Raw genomic sequence first — 12,877 nt, 5'->3', positions numbered from 1 at the left:
GCCAAAATAATATCACCATGATATCACCCCGGCACTCTTTGGAAAGTTTGTGCGCCAGTTCACACTTGCAACTTCGCACAACAACACGCCCTCACCAAGGGCCGATATGGAGATCGAATTCTGGTGAACGCATCGCCGCTGCTCGCCGCTGTTTCCGCTGACTTTCCCTGCGGCGATGACCTCGAATATGACGCCGAGTTTCTGCAACTGGAGCGTGACGCCCAGGGCCGCCCCGAGCGCGTCATGGGCGACGCCGTCCAGCCTGCCGAGCCACCACAGTGGCGCGATATCGAGCAGGCAAGCACGACCTTGCTGCAACGCAGCAAGGACCTGCGCATCACCCATTTCCTGCTTCAGGCCAACCTGGCCCTGCACGGCCTCCCAGGGCTTGCCGCCAGCCTGGAACTGATCCGCGATCTGCTCGGCGAGTACTGGCTGCACCTGCACCCACAACTGGACGCCGCCGACGACAACGACCCTACGGTACGGGTCAACGCCCTCGCCGGCCTGGCCTGCGACACCAACATCGCGCTGCTGCGTGATGCCGTGCTGGTGCGCTCCCGTGCCTTTGGCCCGGTCACCCTGCGCGCGGCACTGCACGCCGCAGGCGTGCAGCATTTCGCCAGCGAACAGCTCAGCGCCGAGGAACTGGCCGCCGCCCTGCGTGACGCCGACCCCGACCAGCTGCAGCAATGCCAAGAGGCGCTGCGGCTGGCCCGCGAGGCGGTGGACGCCATCGAGAGCCGGGTCAACGACCAGGTCGGTTCGGCCAGCGGTATCGATTTGTCAGCCTTGCGCCAGCCGCTGCGCCAGGTGCAGCAGGTACTGGCTGACTACTGCCCCGACGGGGCGGGCCCAGCCCCGCAAGCCGATGACACGCCGGCTGCCGAGCGCGATGACGAGCGGCAGGCGACCGCCAGTGCCGCCCCGGGCACACGGCCGGCTGCCCGCCCTGGTGAAGTCAACAGCCGCGAAGACGTGCAGCAGAGCCTTGACCGCCTGCTGCAGTACTACGCCCGCCACGAACCATCAAGCCCGCTGCCGGTACTGCTGCACCGGGCGAAGAAGCTGGTCCATGCCGATTTCGCAACCATTGTGCGCGACCTGATCCCCGATGGCTGGTCGCAATTCGAGAACCTGCGCGGCCCCGAGGACAACTGACGTCCTCGGCCCGCATCAACACCGACGCCCGCAACGAACAGCGCCGCCGTACCGGCGACCAGGAGGAACAACGTGGCGAAAGACAGCTCCCAGAAATTCATCGCGCGCAACCGTGCGCCGCGGGTGCAGATCGAATATGACGTCGAGCTCTACGGCGCCGAGAAGAAAGTCCAGTTGCCGTTCGTCATGGGCGTGCTGTCGGACCTTGCCGGCAAGCCGGCCGAACCGCTGCCAGCGGTGGCCGAGCGCAAGTTCCTGGAAATCGACGTTGACAACTTCGACTCGCGCCTGAAGGCGATGAAGCCACGCGTGGCCTTCAACGTGCCCAACGAACTGACCGGCGAAGGCAACCTGAGCCTGGACATCACCTTCGAGAGCATGGACGACTTCAGCCCGGCCGCCGTGGCGCGCAAGGTCGACGCCCTCAACCAGCTGCTCGAGGCCCGCACCCAATTGGCCAACCTGCTGACCTACATGGACGGCAAGACCGGTGCCGAGGACATCATCCTCAAGGCCATCAAGGACCCGGCCCTGCTGCAAGCCCTGGCCAGTGCACCGAAACCCGTCGACAACGAGCCCAAGGCCTGAGGAGACAGCCCATGAACGATCCATTGCGCGACGCCCAGGCCCAGCCGGGAGCTGCCACCCAGGACCCGAGCGAGTTCGCCGCCCTGCTGCTGCAGGAATTCAAGCCCAAGACCGAACGTGCCAAGGAAGCGGTCGAAAGCGCCGTGCGTACCTTGGCCGAGCAGGCCCTGGCGCAGACCAGCCTGGTGTCCAACGATGCCATCGGCTCGATCGAGCAGATCATTGCCGCCATCGACGCCAAGCTGACCGCACAGGTCAACCAGATCATCCATCACGATGACTTCCAGCAGCTGGAAAGCGCCTGGCGTGGCCTGCACTACCTGGTCAACAACACCGAGAGCGACGAGCAGCTGAAGATCCGCGTGCTCAACGTCTCGAAGACCGAGCTGCACAAGACCTTGAAGAAATTCAAGGGCACTGCCTGGGACCAGAGCCCGGTGTTCAAGAAGCTGTACGAGGAAGAGTACGGCCAGTTCGGCGGCGAACCTTATGGCTGCCTGGTCGGCGACTACTACTTCGACCAGTCGCCACCCGACGTCGAGCTGCTGGGCGAGATGTCGAAGGTCTGCGCCTCGATGCACGCACCGTTCATTGCCGCCGCCTCGCCGACCGTGATGGGCATGGGCTCCTGGCAGGAGCTGAGCAACCCGCGCGACCTGACCAAGATCTTCACCACCCCGGAATACGCCGGCTGGCGCTCGCTGCGTGAGTCCGAAGACTCGCGCTACATCGGCCTGACCATGCCGCGCTTCCTGGCGCGTCTGCCTTATGGCGCCAAGACCGACCCGGTCGAAGCATTTGCCTTCGAAGAAGACACCGACGGCGCCGACAGCAGCAAGTACACCTGGGCCAACGCCGCCTATGCCATGGCCGTGAACATCAACCGCTCGTTCAAGTACTACGGCTGGTGCTCGCGCATTCGTGGCGTGGAGTCGGGTGGCGAAGTGCAGGGCCTGCCGGCGCACACCTTCCCCACCGACGACGGTGGCGTGGACATGAAGTGCCCGACCGAAATCGCCATTTCCGACCGCCGCGAAGCGGAGCTGGCCAAGAACGGGTTCATGCCGCTGTTGCACAAGAAGAACACCGACTTCGCTGCCTTCATTGGTGCCCAGTCGCTGCAGAAGCCGGCCGAATACGACGACCCGGACGCCACCGCCAACGCCAACCTGGCCGCGCGCCTGCCGTACCTGTTCGCCACCTGCCGCTTCGCTCACTACCTCAAGTGCATCGTTCGCGACAAGATCGGCTCGTTCAAGGAGAAGGACGAGATGCAGCGCTGGCTGCAGGACTGGATCCTCAACTACGTCGACGGCGACCCGGCGCACTCCACCGAGACCACCAAGGCCCAGCACCCGCTGGCAGCAGCCGAGGTTGTGGTCGAGGACGTCGAAGGCAACCCGGGTTACTACAACTCGCGCTTCTACCTGCGCCCGCACTACCAGCTCGAAGGGCTGACCGTGTCGCTGCGCCTGGTATCGAAGCTGCCTTCGGCCAAAGGGGCCTGACAGACTTCGGGGCCGCTTCGCGGCCCTTTCGCGACGCAAGGCCGCTCCTGCACAGAGGGCCGACGTCGTGTGTTGAGTGAGAGACCGACGCAGCTTCTGTAGGAGCGGCCTTGCGTCGCGAAAGGGCTGCGCAGCAGCCCCAACTGCACCAAACCGCCAACCTGACGCGTAATACCGAGGACACCATGGCTGTAGACATTTTCATCAAGATCGGCGACATCAAGGGCGAGTCCCACGACAAGGCCCACAAGGACGAAATCGACGTGCTCAACTGGAGCTGGGGCATGTCCCAGTCCGGCAACATGCACATGGGCAGCGGCGGCGGCTCGGGCAAGGTCAACATCCAGGACCTGTCGATCACCAAGTACATCGACAAGGCCAGCCCCAACCTGATGGCCCACTGCTCCAGCGGCAAGCACATCGACAAGGTCAAGCTGACCGTGCGCAAGGCCGGGGGCGAGAGCCAGGTCGAGTACCTGATCATCAACCTTGAAGAAGTCATCATCAGTTCGCTGAGCACTGGTGGCTCGGGCAGCGACGACCGCCTGACCGAGCACGTGACCCTGAACTTCGCCAAGGTCACCGTCGACTATCAGCCGCAGAAAGCCGACGGCACCAAGGAAGGCGGCCCGATCAAGTACGGCTGGAACATCCGCTCCAACGTCAAGATCTGACCGACCGCGCCCGCGCCGCCTTGGCTGGCGCGGGCGCCTTCCCCCACCTCACCCGCTCACGGTGAACCCCATGGCCAAGCCTTCTTTCATCAACCTCTGGAATGCCTACCCGACCGACTCCTCGCCTTGCGACGGCGGCTGGGACAACCAGTGCGCCATCCGCATGAGTATCGCGCTCAACGGCGAGCACACCATCAAGGTGAACGCCGGTACCTACAGCGAACCACGTTGTGCCCATGGCCATGCCCGGGGTGCCGAATCGCTGGCCAACTGGCTGTGGAAGCACCATCTTGGCGCCCCGCTGCAACTGAGCGGCAGCGCAAGCGACCGCCTCAAGCTCGGCGAAAAGCGCGGCATCATCTTCTTCAAGGACTGCTTCGCCCGTGCCGGGCAGGCATTCGAAAACCGTACCGGCGATCACATCGATTTGTGGGACAGAGGCCGGGTCACGGGCTATTTCGCCGACCAGGCCCATCGTTCCAAGGCCGTCTGGTTCTGGGAGCTGAAATGAAACGTGCGCCCAAAGCCATGCCGGCCCTGCTGGTCGCGTTCGCCCTGAATGCCTGTGCACAGCCCCCCGCTCCCTCGTCGAACGCGGCGCCAGAGGTCAGCCTTGCCGGGAAAAAGCTCGTGCTGGTGAACCACGAAGGCCGCTGCGCGCTGCGCAAGGCCGATGCCTCGCTGTTGCAGCTGGAGATGCCCTGGCCCTGCCAGCTCAGCCCGGAGCGAGATGGCGGCAAGCCTCGCGTGGAGCAGTTCAATGGCGCGCAGATCATCATTGTCAGCCATGTGCAGCCAGACCCGTCACAACCCGGCCGTTGCGAAAGCCAGTACCAGGCGGTTCGCCAGCTGGGCGAGCGCCTGGAGCCTTCCATCCTGGCACGTGGCGCCAGCTGCTCGAACGGCCCTGTAGACCAGAAGAACTTCGTGGGGCTGTTCGAGTGGTAGCCGAAATCGCCGCCCGCGACCGTCTGCAGCCCTCGCTGCTGGACCGCCTGACCGACGACGACCCGGGCAACCCGCAGGAAGCGCCGGACAAGCGCGTGCTCAGCCTGCACCAGCTCAAGGCCTCGGTACTGCGCGACCTCGCCTGGTTGCTCAACACCACTTCGCTGCTCGACAGCGCCGCGACCCTGGGCACCCCGGCCGGGGCTTCGGTGATCAACTACGGCCTGCCGGCCCTGGCCGGCAACAGCGCCTCGAACATCGACCTGGCCGCCCTGGAGCGCATCATCCACCAGGCCATCGCCACCTACGAGCCGCGCATCCTCGCCCATACCCTGAAGGTGCGTGCCCAGGCCGCACCCGGCGAGATGAATGCCAACGCCCTGAGTTTCGAAATCGAAGGTGACCTGTGGGCCCAGCCGGCGGCCTTGCCGTTGCTGCTGCAGACCGAGGTGGACCTTGAGTCCGGCCATGTGCGCGTGGCCCCTGCCGAACGCCGGAGGCGTGCATGAACCCGCGCCTGCTCGAGCTGTACAACCAGGAGCTGCAGCACATCCGCGAAAGTGCGGCGGAGTTCGCCCGGGAATACCCGAAGATCGCCGGGCGCCTGACGCTGTCCGGGATCGAGTGTGCCGACCCCTATGTCGAGCGCCTGCTCGAAGGCTTCGCCTACCTCACCGCGCGGGTGCAACTGAAGCTGGATGCCGAGTACCCGACCTTCACCCATAACCTGCTGGAGATCGCCTACCCGCACTACCTGGCGCCGACCCCGTCGATGACCGTGGTGCAACTGCAGACCGACCCCGACGAGGGTTCACTGGCCGCCGGGTTCCGCCTGCCGCGTGACAGCGTGCTGCGCGCCAACCTGGGGCGCAACTCGCAAACCCCGTGCGAGTTCCGCAGCACCCAGGACGTCACCCTCTGGCCCTTGCAGGTAGCCCGCGCCGAGTACTTCGGCAACCCCGGCGCGGTGCTCGGGCGCCTGGCCAGCAGCGTGCCACAAGCCCGCGCCGGCCTGCGCCTGACCCTGCGCAGTGGCGCCGAGGTGCCGTTCGCCAGCTTGCCGCTCAGCCATCTGCCGCTGTACCTCAACGGCGCCGACGAAACCCCGTTCCGCCTCTACGAGCAACTGCTGGGCAGCGCCTGTGCGGTGTTCGTGCGCCAACCCGGCGCCGATTGGGTGGAACGTATTCCGGTCGAACAGGCCCTGCGCCCGTGTGGCTTCGATGACCGTGAAGCGGCGTTGCCGGTGGTGCCCCAGGCCTTCCAGGGCTACCGCCTGCTGCAGGAGTACTTCGCCCTGCCGCAGCGCTTCCTGTTCGTCGATTTTGCCGGGCTGGAGCAGGCCGTACAGCGCTGCACCGGCCAGACGCTGGAAGTGCTGGTATTGTTCGAACGCTTCGACCAGAGCCTGGAGAGCAGCGTCGGCGCGAGCCAGTTCGTGCCGTTCTGCACTCCGGCGATCAACCTGTTCCCGCGCCGTGTCGACCGCCTGCACCTTTCCGATCGAGTGCATGAGCACCACGTGATCGCCGACCGCACCCGGCCCACCGATTTCGAGATCCATTCCCTGCAGCGGGTCACCGGCCACGGCACCGGGCCGGATCAGGAATTCCTGCCGTTCTATGCGGTGCGCGACCCGTCGCGCTACGGCCGCGACCAGGCCTACTACATCGTGCGCCGGGAGCCGCGGGTGCTGTCCAGCGACCAGCGACGCAATGGCACCCGCTCCAGCTACATGGGCAGCGAAACGTTCATCAGCCTGGTCGACGGCCAGCAGGCACCCTACCGTCACGACCTGCGCCAGCTGGGTATCAGCGCCCTGTGCAGCAACCGCGACCTGCCACTGTTCATGAGTGTTGGCGACGGGCGCAGCGACTTCAGCCTGGCCGACAGCGCACCGGTTGCCGGCGTGCGTTGCCTGGCCGGCCCGAGCCGGCCCAAGGCCAGCCATGCCCACGACAACCGCGCCTGGCGCCTGATCAGCCAGCTGTCGCTGAACTACCTGTCGCTGGCCGAGCACGGCCAGGGCGCCGCCGCCCTGCGCGAATTGCTGCGCCTGTATGGCGACCCGCAGGACAGCGCCCTGAATCTGCAGATCGACGGCCTGCGCGACGTCAGCAGCAAGCCCTGCACCCGACGCCTGCCGATGCCCGGGCCGATCGTTTTCGGGCGTGGCCTGGAGATCACCCTGACCTTCGACGAAAACGCCTTCCGCGGGACCGGCGTGTTCCTGCTCGGCGCGGTGTTCGAGCGTTTCCTGACCCGCTACGTGTCGATCAACAGCTTCACCGAAACGGTACTGCGCACCAGCGAACGCGGCGAGATCATGCGCTGGTCGGCCAAACCGGGGCGCAGGCCAACCTTATGAACACCTTGCAGGCCATGCAGGACGAGCCCTGGGCGTACGACTTCTTCCAGGCGCTGCGCCGCCTCGAAGCGCAATACCCCGAGCTGCCACGCTTCGGTCATTCCCTGCGCCTGGCCGACGAGCCTGTGCGCCTGGGCCAGCGCCTGGACTGCGGGTTCGCCCCGTCGACCCTTGCCTCGGTCAGCGCCGACGGCAACCAGCCGGCGCGCCTGGAGCAGTTTTTCTTCGGCCTCGGTGGCCCCAACGGGCCGCTGCCACTGCACCTGACCGAATACATGCGCGAGCGCCAGCGCAACCATGCCGATTCGACCAGCAAGGCGTTCCTCGACGTCTTCCATCACCGCCTGCTGAGCCTGTTCTACCGTGCCTGGGCCGAAGCCCGACCGACCGTCAGCCACGATCGCCCGGGTGATGACTACTGGGCCGCGCGCCTGGCGGCGCTCAGTGGCCGTGGCCAGCCCGAACTGCAAGGCCAGGGCGCGCTGGCCGACACCGCCAAACTGCACTGGTCCGGCCACCTGAGCGCGCAAACGCGCTACCCGGACGGCCTGTGCAGCATCCTCAGCGGGTATTTCGGCGTGCCTGTGACGCTGGAAGAGTACGTCGGCCAGTGGCTTGAGCTGCCCGAACGCAGCCAGCTCGGCGTGCGCGCCAACCGCCTGGGCATGGACCTTTGCCTGGGCCGCTACGCCTGGGACCGCCAGCACAAGTTCCAGCTGTGCCTCGGCCCGCTCAGCCTCGACCAGTACCACGCCCTGCTGCCCGGCGGACAGGCCTTCGTCGAACTGGCGGCATGGGTCGCCGAATACCTGGGCCAGGAACTGGACTGGGACCTCAACCTGATCCTCGCGCAGGACCAGGTGCCTGCACTGCAACTCAATGCCGGCCTACGCCTGGGCTTCGATACCTGGCTCGGCCGCCCTTCGCACGATGCACGCGACCTGAAGCTGGCCCGGTACTACGCCGACCAGCCGGCCGCCGCCCACCATACAAGGAACCAGGACCATGGGTGAAATCAGCCGCGCCGCGCTGTTCGGCAAACTCAACAGCGTCGCCTACAAGGCCATCGAGGCCGCAACGGTGTTCTGCAAGCTGCGGGGCAACCCCTATGTCGAACTGGTGCACTGGCTGCACCAGTTGCTGCAACTGCAGGACAGCGACCTGCACCGTATCGTGCGCCAGTTCGATATCGAGCCGGCGCGCCTGGCCCGCGACCTGACCGATGCACTGGACCGGCTGCCACGCGGTTCAACCTCGATCACCGACCTTTCCTCGCAGGTGGAAGAAGCCGTCGAGCGCGGCTGGGTATACGGCAGCCTGATGTTCGGCGAGAGCCAGGTGCGCAGCGGCTACCTGCTGGTCGGCATCCTCAAGACACCTGGCCTGCGCCATGCCCTGCTGGGGCTGTCGAACGAGTTCGCCAAGCTGAAGATCGAGGCGTTGAGCGAACGCTTCGACGAGTACGTGGGAGACTCACCGGAAAACCACCTGGCCGCCACCGACGGCTTCAGCGCTGGGCAGCCTGGCGAGGCCAGCGGCGCCGTGGCGCCTGCGGCGATGGGCAAGCAGGAGGCGCTCAAGCGCTTTACCGTCGACCTTACCGAACAGGCCCGAAGCGGCAAGCTCGACCCTATCGTCGGCCGTGACGAAGAGATCCGCCAGCTGGTCGATATCCTCATGCGACGCCGGCAAAACAACCCGATCCTTACCGGTGAAGCCGGTGTCGGCAAGACCGCCGTGGTCGAAGGGTTCGCCTTGCGCATCGTCGCTGGCGACGTGCCGCCAGCGCTCAAGGACGTCGAGCTGCGCAGCCTGGACGTCGGCCTGCTGCAGGCCGGCGCCAGCATGAAAGGCGAGTTCGAACAGCGCCTGCGCCAGGTGATCGAGGATGTGCAGGCCTCGCCCAAACCGATCATCCTGTTCATCGATGAAGCCCATACCCTGGTCGGTGCCGGTGGCGCCGCCGGCACCGGCGATGCCGCCAACCTGCTCAAACCGGCACTGGCCCGTGGCAGCCTGCGCACGGTGGCGGCTACCACCTGGGCCGAGTACAAGAAGCACATCGAGAAGGACCCGGCCCTGACCCGCCGCTTCCAGGTGGTGCAGGTGGACGAGCCGAGCGAAGCCAAGGCGCTGCTGATGATGCGTGGGGTGGCATCGACCATGGAGCAGCACCACCAGGTGCAGATCCTCGACGAAGCACTCGAAGCCGCGGTCAAGCTGTCGCACCGCTACATCCCGGCGCGCCAGCTGCCGGACAAATCGGTGAGCCTGCTCGATACCGCCTGCGCGCGCGTGGCCATCAGCCTGCACGCGGTGCCAGCCGAGGTCGACGACAGCCGCCGGCGTATCGAGGCGCTGGAGGTCGAGCAGGCGATCATCGCCCGTGAAGCCGCCATCGGTGTGCCTACCGGGCAGCGCCAGGCTCAGGCCGACACCCTGCTGGCCGAAGAGCGCCAACGCCTGGCCACGCTGGAAAGCCGCTGGGCCGAAGAAAAGGCCCTGGTCGACCAATTGCTGGCCACCCGCGCCCAGCTGCGCGACCAGGCCGGGGTGGTCGACCAGGACGCGCAGGTGCCAGGCAACCCTGAACTGCGCGAAACGCTGGCCGACCTGCAACGGCGCCTGAGCGCCCTGCAAGGCGAGAGCCCGTTGATCCTGCCGACCGTGGATTACCAGGCAGTGGCCTCGGTGGTGGCCGACTGGACCGGGATTCCGGTGGGACGCATGGCGCGCAACGAGATCGAGACCGTGCTCAACCTCGACAGCCTGCTGGCCAGGCGCATCATTGGCCAGGACCACGCGCTTGAAATGATCGCCAAGCGCATCCAGACCTCCCGCGCCGGCCTCGACAACCCGAACAAGCCGATTGGCGTGTTCATGCTCGCCGGCACCTCTGGCGTGGGCAAGACCGAGACCGCACTGGCCCTGGCCGAGGTGCTGTACGGCGGTGAACAGAACCTGATCACCATCAACATGAGCGAGTTCCAGGAGGCCCATACCGTCTCGACTCTCAAGGGCGCCCCACCTGGCTACGTCGGCTACGGTGAAGGCGGCGTGCTGACCGAGGCCGTGCGCCGCCGGCCGTACAGCGTGGTGCTGTTGGACGAGGTGGAAAAAGCCCACCCGGACGTGCACGAGATCTTCTTCCAGGTGTTCGACAAGGGCGTGATGGAGGACGGCGAAGGCCGCCAGATCGATTTCCGCAACACGCTGATTCTGCTCACCACCAACGCCGGTACCGAGCTCATTGCGCGCACTTGCAGCGACCCACAGGCCCTGCCCGACCCGGACGCGGTGGCCAGCCAGCTGCGCAAGCCGCTGCTGGAAATCTTCCCGCCGGCGCTGCTCGGCCGCCTGGTGACCATCCCCTACTACCCGCTCAGCGACGCCATGCTCAAGGCCATCACCCGCCTGCAACTGGAGCGCATCCGCAAGCGCGTCGAAGGCACGCACAAGGTCGGCTTCGCCTACGACGAAGGGGTGGTGGAGCTGATCGTCTCGCGCTGTACCGAAACCGAAAGCGGTGGCCGCATGATCGACGCCATCCTCACCAACGGCCTGCTGCCGGACATGAGCCGCGAGTTCCTCACCCGCATGCTCGAAGGCAAGCCGCTAGCGAGCGTGCGCATCAGCCGCCGCGACAACGACTTGCACTATGACTTCGGCGCAGCCGACTGACAGGACGGACCATGCTGTTCACGCAGTTCACGCGCCTGGCGCAGATCAACAGCCCGTTGGGGCCGGACAAGCTGATCCTGGCCGAAATGGGTGGCAGCGACGAGCTCGGCCGCCTGTTCGACTATGAGCTGCAGCTGACCAGCGACGACCCGGCCATCGACCTCAATGCCCTGCTGGGCAAGCCGATGAGCCTGAGCGTGCAGCAGGGCCTCGGCACGTCACGTTACTTCCATGGCATCGTCGCCCGCTGCAGCCAGTCGGTGGACCAGGGCCAGTTCGCCAGCTACCGGGTCACCCTGCGCCCGTGGCTGTGGCTGCTGACCCGCACCAGCGACTGCCGCATCTTCCAGCACCTGAGCGCGCCACAGATCATCAAGCAGGTGTTTCGCGACCTGGGCTTTTCCGACTTCGAGGATGCCCTGAGCCGCAGCTACCGCGAACGCGAATACTGCGTGCAGTACCGCGAGACCAGCTTCGACTTCGTCAGCCGGTTGATGGAAGAGGAAGGCATCTACTACTTCTTCCGCCACGAAGCGCAGCGCCACGTGCTGGTGCTGGCCGACGCCTATGGCGCGCACCCGCAGGTGCCTGGCTACGAAAGCGTGCCCTTCTACCCGCCGGACGGGCAGCACCGCGAGCGTGACCACATCAACGACTGGCACCTGGCCCAGGAAGTCCAGCCAGGTTCCCTGGAGCTCAACGACTACGACTTCCAGCGCCCCAGCGCGCGCATCGACGTGCGCTCGGCCATGCCACGCCCGCACCAGGCCGGTGACTACCCACTGTACGACTACCCCGGCGCCTACCAGCAAAGCCAGGATGGCGAACACTACGCGCGTACTCGCCTGGAGTCGCTGCAGAGCCTGCACGAGCGGGTCGAGCTGCGCGGCAACGCCCGCGGCCTGGGCAGTGGCCACCTGTTCAGCCTCAGCGGGTTCACCCGCCAGGACCAGAACCGCGAGTACCTGATCGTCGGCGCACGCTACTACGTGCATCAGGAGCGCCTGGAAAGCGGCACCGGCAGCAGCGCAGCGCAATTCGAAAGCAACCTCAGCTGCATCGACGCACAGCAGAGCTTCCGCCCGCAGGGCAGCACCGTGCGGCCGATCGTCAAGGGCCCGCAAACCGCCGTGGTGGTCGGGCCCGCCGGCGAGGAAATCTGGACCGACCAATATGGCCGGGTGAAGGTGCACTTCCACTGGGACCGCCACGACCAGTCCAACGAGAACAGCTCCTGCTGGATCCGCGTATCGCAGGCCTGGGCCGGCAAGAACTGGGGCTCGATGCAGATCCCGCGCATCGGCCAGGAGGTGATCGTCAGCTTCCTCGAAGGCGACCCCGACCGGCCCATCATCACTGGCCGCGTCTACAACGCCGAACAGAGCGTGCCCTACGACTTGCCCGCCAATGCTACGCAAAGCGGCATGAAGAGCCGCTCGAGCAAAGGCGGAAGCCCGGCCAATTTCAATGAAATCCGCATGGAGGACAAAAAGGGCGCCGAGCAGATCTACGTGCATGCCGAGCGCAACATGGACACCGTGGTCGAGCAGAGCGAGACGCTGGCGGTCGGCATCAACCGTACCCAGACGGTGGGCATGCTGGAAACCATCACCATCGGCCAGGACCGCATCCGCGCCGTGCGCCGTGACGACATGTTGCTGGTCGGCGCCAGCAAGACCGATAGCGTCAGCACCAGCTACCTGATCGAAGTGGGCGAAAACCTGCGCCTGGTGTGCGGCAAGAGCGTGATCGAGCTCAACGCCAGCGGCCAGATCAATATCAGCTGCGAGCAGTTCAGCTTCCATGCCAGGCAGAACGGCGAGATCAATACCGACGGCACCCTCGACTTGAACGTCGGCAGCGGTGCGCAGACCGCGCCCGACAACCAGGGTGTGAAAAAGACCATCGACGACTCGGTGAAGGCGATCTTCTCCGGCTCCGACCAGTAA

General features: G+C 65.9%; 11 protein-coding genes. All 11 read left to right on the top strand.

Annotated elements, in window-relative coordinates:
• Window positions 1-123 precede the first annotated feature (123 nt).
• The 11 genes from tssA to CAG00_RS20675 all read left to right on the top strand — a co-directional run bounded on the left by tssA (window position 124) and on the right by CAG00_RS20675 (window position 12,877).
• Window positions 124-1,161: a type VI secretion system protein TssA gene (gene tssA, locus CAG00_RS20725; protein ID WP_075046096.1), complete on the top strand. Its 1,038-nt coding sequence runs from the start codon at window positions 124-126 to the stop codon at window positions 1,159-1,161.
• 72 nt (window positions 1,162-1,233) lie between these two features.
• Window positions 1,234-1,749, top strand: coding sequence for a type VI secretion system contractile sheath small subunit (tssB, locus tag CAG00_RS20720; RefSeq protein ID WP_025340314.1), 516 nt, complete (start codon window positions 1,234-1,236; stop codon window positions 1,747-1,749).
• Window positions 1,750-1,760: 11 nt separating this feature from the next.
• A complete protein-coding gene (gene tssC, locus CAG00_RS20715; protein ID WP_025340315.1) occupies window positions 1,761-3,257 on the top strand; it encodes a type VI secretion system contractile sheath large subunit in 1,497 nt (498 codons plus the stop codon).
• Window positions 3,258-3,442: 185 nt separating this feature from the next.
• The gene (locus CAG00_RS20710) at window positions 3,443-3,931 is read left to right on the top strand and encodes a type VI secretion system tube protein Hcp (protein WP_025340316.1); all 489 of its coding nucleotides are present in this window, start codon (window positions 3,443-3,445) and stop codon (window positions 3,929-3,931) included.
• 70 nt (window positions 3,932-4,001) lie between these two features.
• Window positions 4,002-4,442, top strand: coding sequence for a type VI secretion system amidase effector protein Tae4 (locus CAG00_RS20705; protein WP_025340317.1), 441 nt, complete (start codon window positions 4,002-4,004; stop codon window positions 4,440-4,442).
• On the top strand, window positions 4,439-4,879 hold the full coding sequence (locus tag CAG00_RS28870; protein ID WP_075046098.1) for a hypothetical protein: 441 nt from the start codon (window positions 4,439-4,441) through the stop codon (window positions 4,877-4,879). Before CAG00_RS20705 ends, CAG00_RS28870 begins: the two co-directional genes overlap by 4 nt.
• Entirely contained in the window at window positions 4,873-5,388 is a 516-nt protein-coding gene (gene tssE, locus CAG00_RS20695) for a type VI secretion system baseplate subunit TssE (RefSeq protein WP_025340319.1), read from the top strand. Before CAG00_RS28870 ends, tssE begins: the two co-directional genes overlap by 7 nt.
• Window positions 5,385-7,247, top strand: coding sequence for a type VI secretion system baseplate subunit TssF (gene tssF, locus CAG00_RS20690; RefSeq protein WP_025340320.1), 1,863 nt, complete (start codon window positions 5,385-5,387; stop codon window positions 7,245-7,247). The genes tssE and tssF overlap by 4 nt, the downstream gene beginning before the upstream one ends.
• On the top strand, window positions 7,244-8,260 hold the full coding sequence (gene tssG, locus CAG00_RS20685) for a type VI secretion system baseplate subunit TssG (protein ID WP_085665229.1): 1,017 nt from the start codon (window positions 7,244-7,246) through the stop codon (window positions 8,258-8,260). The genes tssF and tssG overlap by 4 nt, the downstream gene beginning before the upstream one ends.
• Window positions 8,253-10,928: a type VI secretion system ATPase TssH gene (gene tssH / locus CAG00_RS20680; RefSeq protein WP_085665228.1), complete on the top strand. Its 2,676-nt coding sequence runs from the start codon at window positions 8,253-8,255 to the stop codon at window positions 10,926-10,928. The genes tssG and tssH overlap by 8 nt, the downstream gene beginning before the upstream one ends.
• Before the next feature lie 11 nt (window positions 10,929-10,939).
• Window positions 10,940-12,877 carry a type VI secretion system tip protein VgrG gene (locus CAG00_RS20675; RefSeq protein ID WP_085665227.1) on the top strand — a complete coding sequence of 646 codons (1,938 nt, stop codon included), beginning with the start codon at window positions 10,940-10,942 and terminating at the stop codon, window positions 12,875-12,877.

Source organism: Pseudomonas sp. B5(2017), from assembly GCF_002112825.1.
Lineage (GTDB): Bacteria > Pseudomonadota > Gammaproteobacteria > Pseudomonadales > Pseudomonadaceae > Aquipseudomonas > Aquipseudomonas putida_Z.
This window is presented reverse-complemented; position numbering and strand designations above follow the sequence as displayed.